This window comes from Nostoc sp., from assembly GCF_036919495.1.
GTDB lineage: Bacteria > Cyanobacteriota > Cyanobacteriia > Cyanobacteriales > Nostocaceae > Nostoc.
The window spans coordinates 1-18,808 of the sequence record NZ_JBALBZ010000170.1 but is presented as its reverse complement, the minus strand read 5'-3'; the positions used below and the strand labels follow the sequence as shown (position 1 = coordinate 18,808).

Genomic DNA, 18,808 nt, shown 5'->3' with positions numbered 1-18,808 from the left:
CACTTGATGAGATAATGCAACTATGAGATTTCTTTATCATCCAGATAGAAAAAATATTTCTTTACCGGGAGTGCTATATGCATTGGGCGATCCAGTGCGGTTAGAGATTGTACGGCGGTTGGCCACTGAGGGGGAACAATGCTGTGCCAGTTTTGATTTTGCGATCGCTAAGTCTACTATGTCTAATCATTTTAAGATTTTGCGGGAGTCTGGGATAGTTTTTACACGTAAAGAAGGGACACAGCACATTAACATCCTGCGGCGTGAAGATTTAGAGGTGCTGTTTCCAGGGTTGCTGGATGCGATATTGAAAGCGGCTCAACCATTGCCTGTTAGCCCTGCGAGTACTAAACAAACAGCTTCAAGGATCTAGGGCATTGGGCGATCGCTACTTGTTTAAGAATCTTCTCGTGTTTCTTTCTGCATTTCTAAATCAGCAAAGATATCATGTTGTTCTCGAAAAGTCCTTAGAGTATGAGATAACCCTAAATCTGTAGAGAGTAAATTAATACCGTCGATGATTTTGGGTATCTGAGCTTGATCAACTTGCAGACCCAGAAAGCATTTCTCCCTGTAATCTGGTCTTCCCTGAAAAAGTTCGATCGCTCTTTTCAAAGGGCGCATAACCTCATAAGCTTTTTCAGCCTTCTCAATTGATGCTTGAGGGATTGGAGATTGCAGCCTGAGAATTGCTAGATCGATTAAATCTCTTGCCTCAACGCTGTCATCTGCGTAACGGTCAGAATTTGACAGCAGCTTAGAGGTAAAACAGTCATTGAAGCTTAAGCAGGGAACTGGTGACCAGTTTAAATATCTTGGCGGGTCTAGTTGAAAACGAGTTTCGGCAATAATTTCCGTTTTAATCGGAATATTATCCACAAAAACAATCATCCGAATTCCATATTGGTCAGTTGTGCTACGTCCAACTTGGATTTTGCTTAAATCACTAAATAATGCTTCATGTCCATCCTCAAATACCACTGTCCGCAGGTATTTGTAGCCTTCTGTACCAACAGAAGCAATAAAATCAATATCCTTACTCCAGCGATATTCTTTAAACTCAAATGCAAGGAGGGTTCCGCCACCGAAGTAAGCAGAACCCTTCCTAAGTATTTCAGAATCTAAGCATTCAAGAACTGTGAGAATTTTATCATGGTGTTCAAACCTGAAGGTCATAAATAAACTTGCAACCAGGATTTATAGCGTCTGGCGAGTTCCTGAAGAAAATTGAGTTCTTCACCTTCAAGATTATTAAATAGCTTGCGATATTGCCAACCACGTTCGTAGCGACTCAGCATTTGTTCTGAAGTGAACCGATAGACATCGGCAGTCTGCCAACAAATTGACTCCAGAAAAGGCAGTTTTTTGGGGACAGTAACAGGGTTAATTGTTGCTGTTGCGGTTGTCATAACTCTTTTAATCAACCACTTTAGGCTTAATCTTTAATTTTAGATTAGCACTAGCGATTTTGAAATTCAATTTTATTCTAACTATAAATTATCTGGGTTGGGATAAACTCTTCCTTTCCAAGCGCCGCCACGTCCTTGCCAGTGACGGAGTGCTGAGTCTAGAGTCATCAGGGTATAAAGAAAAGCGATCGCAGGTAAACTAAAGGCGAACCAGGGAGAACATTTATAAAAGCGGATTGTCGGGTAGTAAGCCAAGGTCATTAACAGCCATCCTAATAAACCTGTAAGTGCGATCGCCCAATTACTCCAAACTGCACCTAGAATTACACACACAGGTGGCACTAGATAAATCAGAGGCATTCCTACCAAAGTTCCCAATAATAGTAATGGAGAATAATTCAGTTGGGTATAAGCAGTACGAGCAACCATATCCCAAATCGTCGCCAACGAGTCATAGGGACGCAGACTCCGAGTCAAGCTACTCAATCCTAGCCAGATGCGCCCTGTGGGGGAGGATGAGGGAGTAGAGGGGAAGGAAGAATTAGTGTGTCTCCCACTCTCCCAGTCTTTTATCCCAATACTTTTGACCGATTGAGCCAGGGCACAATCGTCGATTAAAGCTTGGCGAATCACTTGAATACCACCGATTCGCTCTAAAGCTTCACGGGCGATCAGAATAGATCCCCCAGCGGCGGCGGCGGTGGGATTGTTGGGATTATTTACCCAGCGAAAAGGATAGAGTTTTTGGAAGAAAAAGACGAAAGCTGGAATCAAAAGTTTTTCCCAAAAGCTCTCACACCTGAGTCGCACCATTACCGAAACCAGGTCTAAATCTTCCTGCACAGCTTTAGCAACGAGTCGGCGGAGATTACCAGGATCGTGTTCGATATCTGCGTCAGTCAGAAAAAAATAGTCAGGTGCAAATTTACTAGCGCTCTTTATACCTTGCTCAACTGCCCAAAGTTTGCCCGACCAACCATTCGGCAGTGATTCACCTGAGATAATATGCAATTGCTGAGGTTTAGCTACAGCGTGTGCAACCCCTTCGGCAAAATTTGCTGTTTGGTCTGTGCTGCGATCGTCTACTAAAAACACGTTGAAAGAACCAGGATAGTCTTGGAGTAGGAGCGATCGCAGTGTGGTTGGTAGCAATTGGGCTTCGTTACGGGCTGGAACCACGGCACAAACCACAGGTAACGATTGTAGAGAAGTTGTATACGTCTCTACCTCTAATTGCTGGTCTGTTTGCCAAAACTGTCCCCAAAAACACAGTAATCCTAACCAAATTGTCAAGGATAAGAGCATCAATCCTAATACAATTATATCCATGACCTATTGCAAATTCTCAGTGACTCAGACAGAATACTATGTCTACTAAATAAAGAAAAATTTTTTCATCCTAATATAGCCGTGTTCATAACTAGTGTTGGTGTTGAGGTTAAATAGTATTTGATGCAAACACAAGACAGGGTAAAAGTCAATCAAGTCGCAACAGCGATCGCAGCCAGTCAACAATATCTGCTTTCGATTCAAAATCCGGCAGGTTACTGGTGGGCAGAATTAGAATCCAATGTCACCATAACTGCTGAAACCGTCCTCCTGCATAAGATTTGGGGAACAGACCAAGGCAGACCTTTACACAAAGTTGAAACATACTTGCGTCAAGAGCAACGCCAGCATGGCGGTTGGGAACTTTACTACGGTGATGGCGGAGAACTTAGCACTTCGGTTGAAGCTTACATGGCGCTGAGGCTGCTAGGTGTACCAGCAAACGATCCGGCAATGGTTCGGGCGCGAAAGTTTATTCTGCAACGGGGTGGGATCAGCAAAACTCGGATTTTTACCAAGTTGCACCTAGCCTTGATTGGCTGCTACAACTGGCGCGGTATTCCCTCGCTACCGCCTTGGATAATGCTGTTGCCAAAAGCTTTTCCAGTTAATATCTACGAAATGTCTAGTTGGGCACGTTCTAGTACTGTGCCGTTGCTGATTGTGTGCGATCGCAAACCTGTTTTTATCACCGATCCAACTATCAACCTAGATGAGCTATACGCTGAAGGTATCGATCGAGTCCAGTGGGAATTACCCCAAACTGGCGATTGGACGGATTTATTCCTCACCCTCGATCAAGGATTCAAGTTGGCAGAAAGCCTAAATTTAGTACCTTTTCGTGAAGAAGGCATCAAAGCTGCCGAAAAATGGATTTTAGAGCGCCAAGAAGCTACAGGCGATTGGGGCGGCATTATTCCAGCGATGTTGAATTCAATGCTGGCTTTGCGATGTTTGAATTATGACCGAAGCGATCCTATTGTGGAACGAGGTTTGCAAGCAATTGATAACTTTGCCATTGAAACAGAGAATAGCTACCGAGTTCAACCCTGTGTTTCACCCGTCTGGGATACAGCTTGGGCGATGCGTGCCTTAGTAGAATCTGGCTTTGCACCAGATCATCCCGCCGTGGTGCAAGCTGGCGAATGGTTGTTGCAAAAACAAATTTTAGATTACGGAGATTGGGCTGTAAAAAATCGTCAGGGAAAACCAGGGGCTTGGGCATTTGAGTTTGACAATCGCTTTTATCCCGATGTAGATGATTCGGCGGTGGTAGTGATGGCTTTACATTTGGCGAAACTCCCCAATGAAGAAATTAAGCAGGCTGCGATCGCACGGGCGTTAAACTGGATTGCATCTATGCAATGTAAACCAGGCGGGTGGGCTGCTTTTGATTTGGATAACGATCAAGATTGGCTTAACTCCATTCCTTATGGCGACTTGAAAGCGATGATCGATCCAAACACCGCAGATGTTACGGCTAGAGTCGTAGAAATGCTAGGTGCTTGTGATTTGTCAATTGATAGTGATAATTTAGAGCGATCGCTTACTTATCTTCTACGCGAACAAGAAACCGAAGGCTGTTGGTTTGGTCGTTGGGGTGTAAATTATATCTACGGCACCAGTGGCGTTTTGTCAGCCTTAGCGTTAATTGCTCCTCAAAAGCATAAACTCAGTATAGAAAGAGGAGCAGCTTGGTTAGTTGGATGTCAAAATTCAGATGGTGGTTGGGGTGAGACTTGCCGCAGCTACGACGAACCCAGTCTTAAAGGAAAAGGAAATAGTACTGCATCTCAAACTGCTTGGGCTTTAATTGGCCTCTTGGCAGCAGGTGAAGCAACTGGTAAATTAGCTCTTGGTGCGATCGAGCGGGGAATTGGCTATTTGCTGGCAACTCAAAAGGCTGATGGTACTTGGTTTGAGGCGGACTTTACAGGTACTGGCTTCCCTTGTCATTTTTATCTCAAGTATCATCTCTATCAACAATACTTTCCTTTAATTGCGCTAGGTCGCTATCAAGCAGTGATTCAAAAAGGTTAAGAGTAATTTATATGCCTTTGCCCTACCTCCCCAACCCTCCCCTTGGTCAGGGCTAAGGTGTACACACAAGTGCTAAAAATCTAGCTTGATAAGGCTTAAGGGAACTCCAAATCAAAAAATATTCAACTACTTCTTGTGGGGTGGGCGTCTCGCCCGCCCATAGTCAAGGGCGGACAAGATGTCCACCCTACAAGATTGGATAATTTATTTGTTGGAAGTCCCTAATCTGAAAGCTTCTGGAACAAGACCAGCGCTTGCTGCTTTTGCTAGTGCTGCTGTTGGTGTAGATGCGATCGCTGATTTTAAACGCTCCCAATGTGACAAAATTATCCTGGATAAGACTACGTTTAGTGCTATTACTTCTGCTACGGGAACAGGTTTTAGTAATGCCAGTGATTTTAAAATTACTTCTTCAGCAGCGACCAGCACAGCGAAAATTGTGTATGACGCTGTGAGTGGACAGTTGTTCTACAACCAAAATGGCAGCACGGCTGATTTTGGTAGCGGTGGTCTATTTGCAACTCTGACTGGTGCGCCGACTTTGATAGGTTCAGACTTCACCATTCAAGCGTAGTATATTGATAAATTCCCTTAACCCAATGTTTAGGAGAAAATACCATAATCATTAACTTAAAATAATTAATTTAAAGATAAAGGTAAGGCATAGCCCCACCTTTATTTTTAACTCAAAACTGTTACAACACCTGCTTGAAGAAAGTTACTAAATCCTCAATGTTGGGTGTATGAAGTAAATCTATTACTTCTGTAGCTTTTTCAGAAGGTATATAGTCATTTGGTAGGCCGATAATTGTGGTTCCCAAATTTTGGGCGAGGTGATACCAAAAAGCCAATTTATCATCAACGCTCATTGAAGTATACTCTTGAGTAGGAATTGCTGTTTCTCCTACTTCATCTTGGTTTAGCAGCTGGCGCAAAGCAAAAACCTGTTCCTGCTGTGGCAGGTTTTGAAATTGTGCAAGTAAATTCCCAGTTTTTTCGTTGCACACATCATTGAGAGCGATCGCTGGAATTTCATCAGAAATTTCAGTATAAAGTAACGCTAGCACACTCAGGCGATCGTCTGTATCTAAACTTTGAAATTTTGATACACTTTGTTCTAAAAAATTGACGTTCGTAGAAGTCATAAACACCTCAAATTAATTAACTACTTAAATAACTAAAAAAATATCAATTTAACTTTAAATAAAACACTACATAAATAGATACTTATAATATAAAGCAAGCGTATTTTAATCAACCAAAAGAGAGATTAATGAAGCTATAATTATTTTTAATATATTGAGTACAAAACAAAGGGTGTTACTTACGAATGTAGGGTACAACTCGACTAAAGACATAGATGAACGATGAACACAGAGTAAGAATTTTAGTTTTTACTCTGTGTTCATTTATCAAAAAAATGAAAACGCCAGTCATCAAAATTTAACTTGATATTAAGCGACTCGCAGGGCAATCTTTAACAAAAGGGCTATATAATACCCTTGCCATTTTCAAACATCCTCTAAAAAAGTAGCCTCAAGCAGTCTCAAAACTTCAAAAGTGCTAAATTTCAGCACCTGGTTTTGCTTCAGCGCCCATTGGCGAAACATAATCACGGAAAAGAGTAATTTGTTGCTCAAACTCTAATCCTTGAATTCTGCCAAACAACTGTTGAGATTCTGAGGGAAGTTCATAGTCAGAAGGCACAGTAATGATAGTACCATCATCCATACCTTGAGATAATCGATACCAAAATAGTAGCTTAGTGGTATCACCCAAAGAACCATATTCACGAGAAATTTGGGTATCTACTTTATTAATCAAGTCACGCTGAACTTGTAATTGTTGTTCGTGAGATAATTCCTTAACTTGATTAAACAAACCTTCAGCGATTTCTGGGGAAACAGTGCTAGCTCCTGGAGCAGCTGGCGTAATTGAGCCACCCATTTCTTTGTAAATGAACCAAAACAAAGCCAGTTGTTGATCCACACCCAACTGTTGCCAAGCTTGAACATGTTCACGAATAGTTGGATCGCCAGTTTGTGTAAATGTCATTATTAACTCCAATTGCAATTAATTAATTTCATTAGCAAGGTTATCAAATTTACAATTAGCGTTTTACCCTACTGAAGACAGATGTATTGGAATCATAAAGAAGAACAATTATAAACAAAACATAAATTGGGCAAACTGTAGTCCTGCATTAGAAGTATTACAGCTAGATAAAAACCCAAAAATCAAAATACAAAAGAATAGTAGCCTTTGCCAAAGTAAAGGAGTTAGTAATGGGGATGCTACCAAATTGAGTGATATATTATCAGGGGCTATTTCTATAGATAGATGTTAATTTTATTGTGACAGTGTTTTTTAAGCACTGCCCAATTCAGCCATATTATTTATTAACGGCTGCATCCAGTAGGAATAGAACTTTTATTTTTATTTAACTTATTCTCGCCGCTCTTGATAATCTTCAGAGGATTTCGGATCTAACTCCCAACGAGAATCATCACGTTCCTCTAAAATATCGTTAGTATGCAGAAACTCAGAATCATCCATTTCTAGCCCTACGGCTGCTTCTAGTTCCTCAGTTACATTTTGATCGGGAGTAGAAGTACTACCACCAACAGCTTCATCCCCAACTGCATCTGCATCTTGCCAATAAGCATCAACATCGCCACCAGTGAGTTCAGGACTAGTTTCTGTGTACTCCTGTCTTTCTGCTCGCATTGAGCGCCCACCAATATTGTATCCCGGCAACTCTTTCACACCAGTACCGTAGGATTCGGTAATTTCCTGTGGCAAATCATTGGTTTCAATTTCGTCTTTATGATTTTTTTCTGCCATGATACTAGCCTTTTTGTGCATTATTACAATAACGTTTTTCTGCCTCTAACTTGTCTAACTAGAGATGTATAGCTTTAGTAATAAAATAATCTATCCCCTTGGAACGAAGCTAAACTAGCGATCGCGCCATACCATTGTAAGTATGAATTCATGGTCAAGCAACTTGTAGTTGAAGTTTTTAGTTATAAGTTAAGAGCTATAAAACCGAAATTATTCAGTAGCCAGGTTCTCACTCATAACTATTTTTTATTGAGCAAAAATAAAATTTAAGTTTAGCCCTTTAACCTTTACGAAGAAATTTTTGGTGCTTAACCAACAAGTGAAGTTTATGCATAGTAGGCAATTCAAATAAAATTTATCAGGAATAATCCTGGTTTTTTAACTGTTCTAATCGATAAATATTGTACCTAGTTAAATACTAGAAATAAACAGGTAATATAATCAATGACTGACCATAACAATTATTCCGGGAAGAAAAAAGTTGCCATTCTCATTGAACATGCAGTAGAGGATGCAGAATTTACAGTCCCTTATAATGGACTAAAACAAGCGGGAATGGAGGTAGTAGTCCTTGGTTCCCGAATGAATGAAAAATATAAGGGTAAACGCGGCAAACTTAGCATCCAAGCTGATGGTACTACCACAGAAGCGATCGCAGCCGAATTTGACGCGGTGATCATTCCCGGTGGGATGGCTCCCGACAGAATGCGGCGGAACACCAACACAGTACGTTTTGTCCAAGAAGCCATACAACAAGGAAAATTAGTTGCTGCTGTTTGTCACGGCCCACAAGTTTTGATTGAAGGCGACTTGCTCAAAGGTAAACAAGCCACTGGTTTTATCGCTATTGCCAAGGACATGATTAACGCTGGCGCAAAATATCTAGATGAGCCAGTGGTAGTTGACGGAAATCTGATTACATCTCGTGAACCTGGAGACTTGCCAATTTTTACCACAGCTATTTTGAGCCGTTTGGGTTATGGTGGCAAAGATGCTGCATTACCAAATGAAAAAGACACAAGTGCAGAATGGTGGAAACTGGCTGATGCTTGGGGTGGCTCAACAAAAGGTGAGATCGCCAAAGGTTTAAATAATGCCCTTGCTGGTGAACGTTATTCGCTAGAAGCATTTGAAAACTACTTGCAAAAGGAATCAGATAGCAAAGTAAACTCAGTCTTTCAAGAAATAATTGCTAATAAACAGGGCCACATTCAAAAACTGGAAAACTATCTTCAGTTATTGGCCGAAAAACCTTCTTTAGGTGCAAATATTGCTAATCAGTATGCCAAGGTGAAAACTGCCTTAACAGGAAGTGATGACATATATCAGTTACGTTCTGCTTTAGGTGATGTGCAAACTGGTATCGGCGATATTGGCAATTTGTCTGCAATGTTCACTGACCCAGTAGCAACTGCTATTTTCAAAGAAATTTACCACAATTTATTGAAATACGAACAGCGATTAGTAGAACTGTATCGGGCGCGGATAGGCGGTCAGATTCAGCCTCCTAAGCCGACTACAGGGGCTGCTGTTTCAATGTAAGGTTTTATTGAACGAACGTAGACGGCTACCGCAGAGGTGCAAATAACACAGAGATAGAAAGAAAAGGGTATTTGCGCCTCTCTGGTAAATTTACTGTGATGGAGATATAAAAAAGTGACTTCAACATCAGGTGATAAACCAAGTAACAATCAGACTGAAGCTAGTGAAGTAGAGCGTTGGGCATCTCTCATCGGTGGCGGTGCGATGGTACTGATGGGTTTAAGGCAAGGTTCATTGCGGGGAGCGCTGACGGCTTTGGCTGGTGGTGGTTTGCTCTATCAAGGTGCAACAAAGCAAAGCACAATCCAGCAAGCGCAAGAAGCAATAGGGATAAACCAACCTATCAAAGTTGAAAAAACAGTAACGATCAATAAACCAGCAGATGAACTGTATCGCTTTTGGCACAACTTTGAGAATCTGCCTACATTTATGAAGCATCTCAAATCTGTCAAAGTGCATAACGAAAAACGTTCTCATTGGATTGCCAATGCACCTTTGGGTAACAGCGTGGAATGGGATGCAGATATTCTTGAAGACCGAGAAAATGAATTTATTTCTTGGGCTTCTGTAGAAGGTGCAGATGTTGATAATTCTGGTTTTGTTCGCTTCAAAAAAGCACCAGGCGATCGCGGCACGGAAGTTAAGGTTGTTTTGGAGTATAACCCCCCTGGTGGAGCATTGGCAGCTACCGTAGCTAAACTTTTTGGTGAAGAACCAGAACAGCAAATTGGTGATGAATTGCGCCGCTTTAAGATGCTAATGGAAGCAGGCGAAATTGCCACAACCGAAGGTCAACCCTCTGGACGCAGTTAGTTATATGCACAATGCTCAATGCCCAATGCCCACTTGCCCAATGATTAATAAATATGAAAGCAGTCTGCTGGAACGGTGCTAATGATGTGCGGGTACAGTCGGTACCAGATCCGACGATTCTCAATCCGCGTGATGCGATTATTAAAATTACTTCCACGGCTATTTGTGGCTCCGATCTACATATATATGGCGGCTATATTCCCACAGTGCAACAGGGTGACATTATTGGTCACGAATTCATGGGGGAAGTTGTGGAAGTTGGTAAGGGAGTCAACAATTTAAAAATAGGCGATCGCGTAGTTGTTCCTTCCACAATTGGCTGTGGTAATTGCCATTATTGCCAAGGTGATATGTGGTCCTTGTGCGATAACTCCAATCCCAACGGTTGGATTCAAGAAAAATTGTTTGGCAATATCACCTCAGCCATTTATGGCTACTCCCACATGTTAGGTGGTTATGCAGGCGCACAAGCAGAATATATCCGTGTACCCTTTGCTGATGTGGGTGTCGTCAAAGTTCCGCCAGACTTGCCGGATGAGATGTTGCTATTCATCTCCGATGCTATTCCCACTGGTTATATGGGCGCAGAATTATGCGATATTCAACCGGGTGATACCGTAGCCGTTTGGGGTTGCGGTGCTGTTGGACAATTTGCCATGATTAGCGCCTACATGATGGGAGCCGAAAAAGTGATCGCTATAGATCGCTTTCCCGAACGCCTGGAAATGGCGAAAAAGTTTGCCAAAGCAGAAGTGATTAACTACGAAGAAGTTAATGCTGGCGAAGCGTTGAAAGAGATGACTGGTGGACGTGGCCCCGATGCTTGCATCGATGCCGTTGGTTTAGAAGCACACGGCGTTGGTTTAGAAGACTTCTACGACCAGACCAAACAAAAGCTCAGATTGGAAACCGACCGTCCCCACGTTCTGCGGGAAATGATGGTTGCCTGTCGTAAAGGCGGGACTCTTTCAATCATGGGTGTTTATGGTGGTTTTGTAGACAAAATGCCATTTGGTGCAGCCTTTAATAAGGGTCTAACCTTCAGAATGGGACAAATGCATGGACAAAAATATATGCATTTGTTATTGCAGATGATTTTGGATGGAAAACTTGATCCATCCTTCGTTGTCACCCATCAATTGCCACTAGAGCAAGCACCCCACGCCTACCATATCTTTCAACAAAAAAAGGATAACTGCATCAAAGTTGTTCTTAAACCCTAAATGGCAAATAGTCATTTAAGGTTTGGATTTGTACACCTTACATAATAGAATTGAGGATTTTTATGAATCGAGTAACTTCATGGCTGCGAAATATTCGTATTTCCCAAATCGTTGTAGTTTTCCTGGTAGGATTTATGTTTTTACTGGGTCAAGCTTTTACCTACGTTGATGTAGCACAAGCTGATGTTGTAACTCCAGAGGGTACTTATTATAAAGGAATCCCAGACGGGCAAGGTGAAATCAAAAACGATAGCCAAACAACAAAAACCCAAAATCCATTAAAAGAAGCTGCTGATACTATCCGCGAAAAACTAAACTTGGATGAAGAGACTCCTCGAGCTACAAAAGAGTTTCTGAAGTCTACAAAAAATCAAGTCGAAGAAACAGTTCAGCCATTGACTGAAACTAAAGAAGGTTATTACCGAACTCCTCCTAGCAAGCAACTCAGAGATAGAGTCTAGACTCGTAGCAACTTTTGAGTCTAGATTTTTGACTCATACATTGTTTAACCAGATTTGAGTATTTACTGAGACGCGATATTTCTCGCGTCTCAAAATCAGGCTAAATCGAGTATTTATCTTGATTAGGACTTACGCAAAAGATCTCTCAAACTTTATTGATTTCTCTGTGTTCTCTGCGCCTCTGCGGTTTTTTATTCCGTAACTCGTGCTTAAGTCCTATTGATATAAACAAGTCATAAATCATAACCAAGGAATAAATAATTATGAAAGCAGTTTGCTGGCATGGAGCAAACGACGTGCGGGTAGATACAGTTCCCGACCCCAAAATTATTAACCCACGCGATGCCATTGTTAAAATTACATCTACCGCAATTTGTGGTTCTGATTTGCATATTTATGACGGCTACATTCCCACCATGCAAAAGGGCGATATCCTTGGTCATGAATTCATGGGGGAAGTCGTAGAACTAGGAAGTGCAGTTAAAAATGTCAAAGTAGGCGATCGCGTCGTTGTTCCCTTCACTATATCTTGCGGTAGCTGCTTTTTCTGCAATCGGGATTTATGGTCATTGTGCGATAACTCTAACCCCAATGCTTGGTTAGTAGAAAAGCAAATGGGCCATTCGCCAGCAGGTTTATTTGGCTACTCTCATTTATTCGGCGGTTACGCTGGTGGTCAAGCAGAGTATGCAAGAGTACCCTTTGCCGATGTCGGCTTGTTCAAAATCCCTGATGGTTTAACGGATGAGCAAGTGCTATTTTTAACAGATATTTTCCCTACTGGCTACATGGCAGCCGAGAACTGCAACATCAAACCCGGTGATATTGTTGCTGTTTGGGGTTGTGGCCCAGTTGGACAATTCGCCATCAGAAGCGCATATATGCTCGGCGCGGAACGGGTAATTGCCTTTGACCGCATTCCCGAACGGCTGCAAATGGCTAAAGAATACGGCAAAGCAGAAGTTCTTAACTACGAAGAAGTGAATATAGGCGAAGCACTCAAAGAAATGACTGGCGGTCGTGGCCCTGATGCTTGCATAGATGCAGTAGGAATGGAGGCACACGGCACAGACTTTATGGCGTTCTACGACCAAGTAAAGCAAGCAGTACGTCTTGAAACAGACCGTCCCACGGCATTACGGCAAGTAATAGTATCTGCTGCTAAAGGTGGTCACGTATCACTTGCGGGTGTGTACGGTGGCTTTTTAGATAAAATCCCGATGGGTGCTGCCATGAACAAGGGATTAACCTTCAAAATGGGACAAACCCATGTCCATAAGTATTTACGACCTTTGTTAGAGCGGATTCAAAACGGTGAAATCGATCCAACTTTTATCATCACCCATACTTTACCTCTAGAACAAGCGCCCCACGGCTACGAAATTTTTAAGCACAAGAAAGATAACTGCATCAAAGTTGTACTCAAACCTTAGTAGGGAATGGGGAATGCAAACAAGGAAAATAACCATGCCCAATGCCCAAAGTTAAAAGTATAAAGAGGCAAAAAATATGTCTGATAAAACCGTTATCAAAGTAGACTCTAGCCATTCGCCTAAAGGTGAACTTGGTCAAAAATATCTTGCATCTGGCAAAAGCATTTCCATGCGCCTATGGGAGAATGAGGAACCGAACGAACCTAAAGAGCCAACAGCACGGGAATATGAAACTGTTGGTTATGTAATCAATGGTCGTGCAGAATTACATATTGAAGGGCAAACGATTTTACTAGAGCCTGGGAGTTCTTGGGTAGTACCAAAAGGAGCCAGCCACACTTATAAAATCCTAGAAGCATTTACTGCTGTTGAGGCAACCAGTCCACCCGCTCAAGTTCACGGGCGAGACGAAAACTGATTTGCAGCTATCTGAAGTTTTGCGTTAGCGTTCGCGCAGCGTTCCGCAGGAAAGCTCACCGTTGGCGTAGCCTCTCGTAGAGAAGGTATCGCTAAAAACTTATAGCTACTCTCAAGTGCATGAAATATAAAGCGTTCGTAGGGGAACAAGAGTGTTGTTCCCCTATTTACTTTGACCTTTTTTTAATTAAAAATTAAAAGTTAAAAATTAAGAATAATAATTTTTAATTAATTTGGGGTACATTTGGTGAAATGACTGTGATGATGCAGTATCTGTTTCAGGGCTGGAACTGTCGAGGCCCTGCCAAGTACCGAGATATGCTGCTAGATGTTGGTACTGAAGAAATCGGTCACATTGAGATGCTGGCAACGATGATTGCTCATCTTCTAGATAAAGCGCCGCTCAAAATGCAAGAAGAAAGTGTAAAAGATGCGGTAGTAGGTGCTGTGATGGGTGGTAGTAACCCACGGGATGTAATTATGGCGGCGGCGATGAATCCCCAACACGCCATTGTGTCTGGTTTGGGTGCAACACCATCTGATAGCGTCGGCTATCCTTGGAACGGTCGCTTTATTGTCTCCAGTGGTAACCTGTTGGCAGATTTCCGGTCTAATCTCCACGCCGAAAGTCAAGGACGTTTGCAAGCAGTGCGATTGTATGAGATGACAGACGATCCAGGGGTGAAAGATACCTTGAGCTTTATGATCGCTCGTGATACCATGCATCAAAACTTGTGGCTAGCAACCATTGAGGATTTAGAAAGCTCTGGATTTGAAACCACTCCAGTTCCCAGTTCCTTCCCGTTGGAATTGGAGAAACGCGAGTTTGCTTATCAGTTCTGGAATCACTCAGAAGGTACAGAAAGTTCTGAAGGTCGTTGGGCAAAAGGCCCCTCAATGGATGGCAAAGGCGAATTTGAGTATGTAGAAAATCCCCAACCACTAGGCCCAGAACCGCAACCTCCTGTGCCCGATCCACGACTGCATGGTACCTCAAAAATGCCACTGGCACAAGGCGACGGTTCGAGCGCACCCTCTTTGATTGACCGTATAACAGGTATCGGTGATTAATCATTGGCATAGAGTTGCATTCACATCTGTCCTAATAACACTTGATTCTCCCAATTCTCCTTCCAGAGGAGGGTTGGGGGAATTTTGGCAGATGAACACGCATCAGCTACCTAGCACTCATTTGGTAGTTTGATACATTAAGAACAATGCGTTCGCCGAAGCAACAAATGCGTAGGCGTAGCCAGCCGTAGGCATCGCCTTTCACTAATTTTTCAACAAACCTCATGCCCTGCGGAATATATGCTATAACTTTGCACCAGCATTTCCTATTGCATTAATTGCAGCCTCTAATGCGATCGCTACATGAGTCCAATGAGTGCCCCCCTGGCAATAAACCACATACGGTTCACGCAAAGGCCCATCTGCCGATAATTCCAAGGTACTCCCTTCAATAAATGTCCCCCCAGCCATGACTACTTTGCTCTCATACCCCGGCATTTCATCTGGAACAGGGTCTAAGTAGGAACCTATAGGAGAATGCTGTTGTATCGCTTTACAGAAAGCAATTAGCTTTTCGGCAGAACCGAGTTTGATTGCCTGAATTACATCTCCACGGGGAGCCAGAGGTGCGGGATTAACTGGATAACCGAGTTTATCAAATACATAACCAGTTAAGTATGTCCCTTTCATCGCCTCTCCTACCATTTGCGGAGCCAGAAATAAGCCTTGGAACAGCAGGCGATTTTGGTCAAAAGTAGCGCCGCCATAACTACCGATACCGGGAGCAGTGAGGCGACAAGCAGATGCTTCTACTAAGTCGGCGCGACCAGCAACATAACCGCCAGCACTGACAATGGTACCACCAGGATTTTTAATCAATGACCCCGCCATTAAATCAGCACCTACGGCTGTAGGTTCCCTGGTTTCAATAAATTCACCGTAGCAGTTATCTACAAAGCAAACGGTATTCGGGTTTTGCTGTTTTACCAAATGGATGATTTTTTCAATATCGGCAATTGATAAGCTAGGACGCCAAGAATAGCCACAAGAACGCTGAATTAACACTAAACGAGTGTTTTCAGCCACACTAGTAGTTAAAGCTTGCCAATCTATAGTTCCTTCTGGGGTTAGCTCCAATTGGCGGTAATTTATGCCAAACTCGATAAGGGAGCCTTGTCCTTGACCCCGTAAACCAATGACTTCTTCAAGTGTATCGTAGGGAGAACCGACCACTGCTAACATTTCATCTCCAGGACGGAGAACACCAAACAAAGCACAAGCGATCGCATGAGTTCCTGAAACGAACTGCACCCGCACGGCCGCAGCTTCAGCGCCCATAACTTCAGCAAAAACTTTATCTAAAGTTTCTCGTCCTAAATCATCGTGACCATAGCCACTTACACTAGCAAAGTGGTGGGCGCCCACACGGTTATTACGAAAAGCATCCAGCACTCGTTTTAGATTATGCTTGACCTGAGCGTCAATTCCAGAAAAAATTTCTAATAGTGCCTGTTCTGCTTGCCGCAGCTGTTCTAAGCTGTTCATCAGTTCCTCGTTCAAAAAAAATTAAATTTATAGATATGCGGATTTTAAGATCGCGCAGACTAGGCTAGAAAATTCAAATTCAGGTTACTGCATGACAATTGCTACCTCAACTAAACCTCAAATTAACTGGGTTAATACCCTGTTCTTCATTGCACTGCACATCGGCGCTTTATTTGCCTTTGTTCCTGGTAACTTTAGCTGGACGGCAGTTGGCGTGGGTTTCTTGCTGTATTGGGTGACTGGCGGCTTAGGCGTTACTCTAGGATTTCATCGCCTTGTCACCCACCGCAGTTTTCAAACTCCCAAGTGGCTAGAGTATCTCTTGGTTTTCTTTGGGACACTCTCATGTCAAGGAGGCCCAATTGAGTGGATCGGGACACATCGCATTCATCATCTAAACTCTGATACTGACGCTGATCCCCATGACTCTAATAAAGGCTTCTGGTGGAGCCACATGGATTGGCTGATTCATTATTGTCCCGCTCACGCTGATGTTCCTCGTTTCACCAAAGACATTGCCGAAGACCCAGTTTATCAGTTTTTAGAAAAATATTTCATTTTGATCCAGGTTGCTCTAGGCGTATTGCTTCTGCTTCTGGGTGGCTGGCCTTTTGTTATTTGGGGAATTTTTGTTCGCATTGTCTGGGTTTACCACTGCACTTGGTTAGTGAACAGCGCTACTCATAAATTTGGCTATCAGAGCTATGATTCTGGTGATAGATCGACTAATTGCTGGTGGGTAGCCGTACTAGTTTTCGGTGAAGGCTGGCATAATAACCATCATGCTTTTCAATACTCGGCTCGTCATGGGCTGGAATGGTGGGAAATCGATTTAACCTGGATGACTGTTCAATTGTTGCAAGCAGTTGGTCTTGCTACTAATGTGAAGTTGGCCCCAACAAAAGTTAGTTAGGAGTTAGGAGTTTGGAGTTTGGAGTTATGATACGTAACGTTTTTAACTCATAACTCATCACTTCTAACTCCTCATTTTTCAAAAATAACTCCTGATTTTTCAAAAAGCTATTTACTGGTGCGCTTGTGTCGGTTAGATTGCTATAATCCGAAGCGCTAATATTAAGAATTTTTGCGGCCAGTCACTTTTTTAGTGACTTGGTGGAGGAGTTTGTTGTTTTTCAGGTGTCCATGACTACATCAATAATTAATAGCCAGAAACTAAGTGACGAGCCTAGTAATTCCGACTTTAGGCTCAAAGATATTGTCAAAACCCTGCCACGAGAATGTTTTCAGCAGAACAGTCGCAAAGCTTGGATACAAGTACTGCTCAGTGTCTTGGCGGTTGCCTTGGGCTATTACAGCCTGATTATCACTCCTTGGTTTCTCTTGCCCCTAGCTTGGATTTTTACAGGCACTGCTTTAACAGGTTTTTTTGTAATTGGCCATGATTGTGGTCACAGGTCATTTGCCAAACGTCGTTGGGTAAATGATTTGGTGGGGCACTTCTTCATGATGCCGTTGATTTACCCCTTTCACAGTTGGCGCATTAAGCATAATTATCACCATACTCATACCAACAAGCTGGATGAAGATAACGCTTGGCATCCAATCAGACCAGAAGTGTTTGAAAATTGGGATAAAACCCGGCAGTCTGCTTTTGAGTTGTTCATGCGTAAACGCCTCTGGTGGGTAGGTTCCGTTGGACATTGGGCTGTGGTGCATTTTGATTGGCGGAACTTCAAAACTAAAGACCAATCGAGCATCAAGCTTTCTGTGGCTGTAGTAGTTGTGTTTGCAGCGATCGCTTTCCCACTTCTCATTGCTACAACTGGTATCTGGGGATTTGTCAAGTTTTGGCTAGTGCCCTGGATGATTTACCATTTCTGGATGAGTACTTTTACTATTGTTCACCACACTGCCGCAGATGTTCCTTTTGCGACAGCGAACAAGTGGAACGAAGCTTTAGCACAGCTAGCTGGCACTATTCATTGCGATTATCCGCGCTGGGTAGAAATTCTGTGCCATGATATCAATGTTCATGTCCCTCATCATATTTCCACTGCGATTCCTTCTTATAATTTGCGGCTAGCTTACAGAAGTATCAAAGAAAATTGGCAACCTTATCTGCATGATGAGTGTCAATTTTCTTGGCCTTTAATGAAGCAAATTACAGACCAATGTCAACTATATACAACTGATGTTGGCTATAAGACTTTCAACGAACATTACACAGAGCGATAAATAGCGCTGCGATCGCACTCACGCTCTTAAACCAATGAGAGCGTTTATCATGCTGTGTTTAAATAAAATCTGGCAGTTTTTTACTGACTAAAATTGTTAGGCAAATTGCCAGAAATTATCCTCTTGTGTGTTAGCGATCGCTAGTTTCGTGGGCATTCTAGAGATGAGATAATTTTGTCTCAAATAAAGTTCCGATTTATATCTAACAAAAGAATCCAGTGCCATCAAATACCATCAGTTTTAACAATCCTCTTAGCAGTGAAACGTCTGAGGATACGACTAAATTACCTTTCACACTTGGGGATTTAAAAGCTGCAATTCCTGCTGAATGCTTTCAGCCCAATGTGACAAAATCAATTTTTTACTTTTTTCGTGACATCCTGATTATCGGTCTGCTTTATGCAGTTGCTCATTACCTGGATTCTTGGCTTTTCTTCCCGATTTTTTGGCTAATGCAAGGAACGATGTTTTGGGCTTTGTTTGTAGTCGGACATGACTGCGGACACCAATCTTTTTCTAAGCATAAATGGCTCAATGATTTGATT

18 protein-coding genes and 2 pseudogenes are annotated in these 18,808 nt (G+C 42.5%); 13 read left to right on the top strand and 7 right to left on the bottom strand.

Translation table 11 applies throughout. From position 1 onward, the window contains the following. Positions 1-22: 22 nt before the first annotated feature. Positions 23-373, top strand: a complete 351-nt coding sequence (locus V7K25_RS23870) for an ArsR/SmtB family transcription factor (protein ID WP_335161211.1) — start codon at positions 23-25, stop codon at positions 371-373. Positions 374-396: 23 nt separating this feature from the next. Here V7K25_RS23870 and V7K25_RS23865 read toward each other — a convergent pair whose 3' ends face one another. The 3 genes from V7K25_RS23865 to V7K25_RS23855 form a co-directional block, all read right to left on the bottom strand. Further along, positions 397-1,176 carry a nucleotidyl transferase AbiEii/AbiGii toxin family protein gene (locus V7K25_RS23865; protein WP_335161209.1) on the bottom strand — a complete coding sequence of 260 codons (780 nt, stop codon included), beginning with the start codon at positions 1,174-1,176 and terminating at the stop codon, positions 397-399. Beyond that, the gene (locus V7K25_RS23860; RefSeq protein WP_335161207.1) at positions 1,173-1,409 is read right to left on the bottom strand and encodes a hypothetical protein; all 237 of its coding nucleotides are present in this window, start codon (positions 1,407-1,409) and stop codon (positions 1,173-1,175) included. The genes V7K25_RS23865 and V7K25_RS23860 overlap by 4 nt, the downstream gene beginning before the upstream one ends. 81 nt (positions 1,410-1,490) lie before the next feature. Then, on the bottom strand, positions 1,491-2,738 hold the full coding sequence (locus tag V7K25_RS23855; protein WP_335161205.1) for a glycosyltransferase: 1,248 nt from the start codon (positions 2,736-2,738) through the stop codon (positions 1,491-1,493). 123 nt (positions 2,739-2,861) lie between these two features. Between V7K25_RS23855 and shc the strand changes: the two genes are divergently transcribed. Both shc and V7K25_RS23845 read left to right on the top strand, forming a co-directional pair. Beyond that, entirely contained in the window at positions 2,862-4,778 is a 1,917-nt protein-coding gene (gene shc / locus V7K25_RS23850; RefSeq protein WP_335161203.1) for a squalene--hopene cyclase, read from the top strand. A 178-nt stretch (positions 4,779-4,956) separates the two neighbouring features. Then, positions 4,957-5,352: a hypothetical protein gene (locus tag V7K25_RS23845; RefSeq protein ID WP_335161202.1), complete on the top strand. Its 396-nt coding sequence runs from the start codon at positions 4,957-4,959 to the stop codon at positions 5,350-5,352. 121 nt (positions 5,353-5,473) lie between these two features. Here V7K25_RS23845 and V7K25_RS23840 read toward each other — a convergent pair whose 3' ends face one another. The 3 genes from V7K25_RS23840 to V7K25_RS23830 all read right to left on the bottom strand — a co-directional run bounded on the left by V7K25_RS23840 (position 5,474) and on the right by V7K25_RS23830 (position 7,622). Continuing rightward, positions 5,474-5,923 (bottom strand): orange carotenoid protein N-terminal domain-containing protein, encoded by a 450-nt coding sequence (locus tag V7K25_RS23840; RefSeq protein ID WP_335161200.1) that lies wholly within the window; start codon positions 5,921-5,923, stop codon positions 5,474-5,476. A gap of 418 nt (positions 5,924-6,341) precedes the next feature. Further along, positions 6,342-6,833 carry an orange carotenoid protein N-terminal domain-containing protein gene (locus V7K25_RS23835; RefSeq protein ID WP_335161198.1) on the bottom strand — a complete coding sequence of 164 codons (492 nt, stop codon included), beginning with the start codon at positions 6,831-6,833 and terminating at the stop codon, positions 6,342-6,344. A 390-nt stretch (positions 6,834-7,223) separates the two neighbouring features. Then, positions 7,224-7,622 (bottom strand): DUF6335 family protein, encoded by a 399-nt coding sequence (locus tag V7K25_RS23830; protein ID WP_335161197.1) that lies wholly within the window; start codon positions 7,620-7,622, stop codon positions 7,224-7,226. A gap of 444 nt (positions 7,623-8,066) precedes the next feature. Between V7K25_RS23830 and V7K25_RS23825 the strand changes: the two genes are divergently transcribed. The 7 genes and pseudogenes from V7K25_RS23825 to V7K25_RS23795 all read left to right on the top strand — a co-directional run. After that, a complete protein-coding gene (locus V7K25_RS23825) occupies positions 8,067-9,164 on the top strand; it encodes a DJ-1/PfpI/YhbO family deglycase/protease (RefSeq protein ID WP_335161195.1) in 1,098 nt (365 codons plus the stop codon). A 114-nt stretch (positions 9,165-9,278) separates the two neighbouring features. Next, positions 9,279-9,977, top strand: coding sequence for an SRPBCC family protein (locus tag V7K25_RS23820; protein ID WP_335161193.1), 699 nt, complete (start codon positions 9,279-9,281; stop codon positions 9,975-9,977). 53 nt (positions 9,978-10,030) lie between these two features. Then, positions 10,031-11,200 carry a zinc-dependent alcohol dehydrogenase gene (locus V7K25_RS23815; RefSeq protein ID WP_335161191.1) on the top strand — a complete coding sequence of 390 codons (1,170 nt, stop codon included), beginning with the start codon at positions 10,031-10,033 and terminating at the stop codon, positions 11,198-11,200. Between the two features lie 62 nt (positions 11,201-11,262). Beyond that, a complete protein-coding gene (locus V7K25_RS23810) occupies positions 11,263-11,661 on the top strand; it encodes a hypothetical protein (RefSeq protein ID WP_335161189.1) in 399 nt (132 codons plus the stop codon). 263 nt (positions 11,662-11,924) lie between these two features. After that, complete coding sequence (locus tag V7K25_RS23805) at positions 11,925-13,094, top strand: zinc-dependent alcohol dehydrogenase (RefSeq protein ID WP_335161187.1); 1,170 nt, start codon at positions 11,925-11,927, stop codon at positions 13,092-13,094. A 76-nt stretch (positions 13,095-13,170) separates the two neighbouring features. Next, a complete protein-coding gene (locus V7K25_RS23800; RefSeq protein ID WP_100901713.1) occupies positions 13,171-13,512 on the top strand; it encodes a cupin domain-containing protein in 342 nt (113 codons plus the stop codon). A gap of 227 nt (positions 13,513-13,739) precedes the next feature. Beyond that, positions 13,740-14,582: pseudogene (locus V7K25_RS23795) on the top strand (manganese catalase family protein); the annotation flags it as partial. A 243-nt stretch (positions 14,583-14,825) separates the two neighbouring features. Here V7K25_RS23795 and V7K25_RS23790 read toward each other — a convergent pair. Next, a complete protein-coding gene (locus tag V7K25_RS23790; protein WP_335161183.1) occupies positions 14,826-16,067 on the bottom strand; it encodes a methionine gamma-lyase family protein in 1,242 nt (413 codons plus the stop codon). Between the two features lie 91 nt (positions 16,068-16,158). Between V7K25_RS23790 and V7K25_RS23785 the strand changes: the two genes are divergently transcribed. From V7K25_RS23785 to V7K25_RS23775, 3 genes and pseudogenes are all read left to right on the top strand, one after another. Beyond that, complete coding sequence (locus V7K25_RS23785) at positions 16,159-16,980, top strand: acyl-CoA desaturase (protein ID WP_335161181.1); 822 nt, start codon at positions 16,159-16,161, stop codon at positions 16,978-16,980. Positions 16,981-17,210: 230 nt separating this feature from the next. Then, the gene (locus V7K25_RS23780) at positions 17,211-18,263 is read left to right on the top strand and encodes a fatty acid desaturase (protein WP_335161179.1); all 1,053 of its coding nucleotides are present in this window, start codon (positions 17,211-17,213) and stop codon (positions 18,261-18,263) included. Between the two features lie 218 nt (positions 18,264-18,481). Continuing rightward, positions 18,482-18,808, top strand: a pseudogene (locus V7K25_RS23775) (fatty acid desaturase); the annotation flags it as partial.

Bases quoted from the DNA above. Each gene is read 5' to 3' on its own strand.
- V7K25_RS23860 (WP_335161207.1), bottom strand. From the start codon at position 1,409: ATGACAACCGCAACAGCAACAATTAACCCTGTTACTGTCCCCAAAAAA.
- V7K25_RS23790 (WP_335161183.1), bottom strand. From the start codon at position 16,067: ATGAACAGCTTAGAACAGCTGCGGCAAGCAGAACAGGCACTATTAGAA.
- V7K25_RS23830 (WP_335161197.1), bottom strand. From the start codon at position 7,622: ATGGCAGAAAAAAATCATAAAGACGAAATTGAAACCAATGATTTGCCA.
- V7K25_RS23855 (WP_335161205.1), bottom strand. From the start codon at position 2,738: ATGGATATAATTGTATTAGGATTGATGCTCTTATCCTTGACAATTTGG.
- V7K25_RS23810 (WP_335161189.1), top strand. From the start codon at position 11,263: ATGAATCGAGTAACTTCATGGCTGCGAAATATTCGTATTTCCCAAATC.
- shc (WP_335161203.1), top strand. From the start codon at position 2,862: ATGCAAACACAAGACAGGGTAAAAGTCAATCAAGTCGCAACAGCGATC.
- V7K25_RS23785 (WP_335161181.1), top strand. From the start codon at position 16,159: ATGACAATTGCTACCTCAACTAAACCTCAAATTAACTGGGTTAATACC.
- V7K25_RS23870 (WP_335161211.1), top strand. From the start codon at position 23: ATGAGATTTCTTTATCATCCAGATAGAAAAAATATTTCTTTACCGGGA.
- V7K25_RS23825 (WP_335161195.1), top strand. From the start codon at position 8,067: ATGACTGACCATAACAATTATTCCGGGAAGAAAAAAGTTGCCATTCTC.
- V7K25_RS23835 (WP_335161198.1), bottom strand. From the start codon at position 6,833: ATGACATTTACACAAACTGGCGATCCAACTATTCGTGAACATGTTCAA.
- V7K25_RS23780 (WP_335161179.1), top strand. From the start codon at position 17,211: ATGACTACATCAATAATTAATAGCCAGAAACTAAGTGACGAGCCTAGT.
- V7K25_RS23845 (WP_335161202.1), top strand. From the start codon at position 4,957: ATGTCCACCCTACAAGATTGGATAATTTATTTGTTGGAAGTCCCTAAT.
- V7K25_RS23865 (WP_335161209.1), bottom strand. From the start codon at position 1,176: ATGACCTTCAGGTTTGAACACCATGATAAAATTCTCACAGTTCTTGAA.
- V7K25_RS23840 (WP_335161200.1), bottom strand. From the start codon at position 5,923: ATGACTTCTACGAACGTCAATTTTTTAGAACAAAGTGTATCAAAATTT.
- V7K25_RS23815 (WP_335161191.1), top strand. From the start codon at position 10,031: ATGAAAGCAGTCTGCTGGAACGGTGCTAATGATGTGCGGGTACAGTCG.
- V7K25_RS23805 (WP_335161187.1), top strand. From the start codon at position 11,925: ATGAAAGCAGTTTGCTGGCATGGAGCAAACGACGTGCGGGTAGATACA.
- V7K25_RS23800 (WP_100901713.1), top strand. From the start codon at position 13,171: ATGTCTGATAAAACCGTTATCAAAGTAGACTCTAGCCATTCGCCTAAA.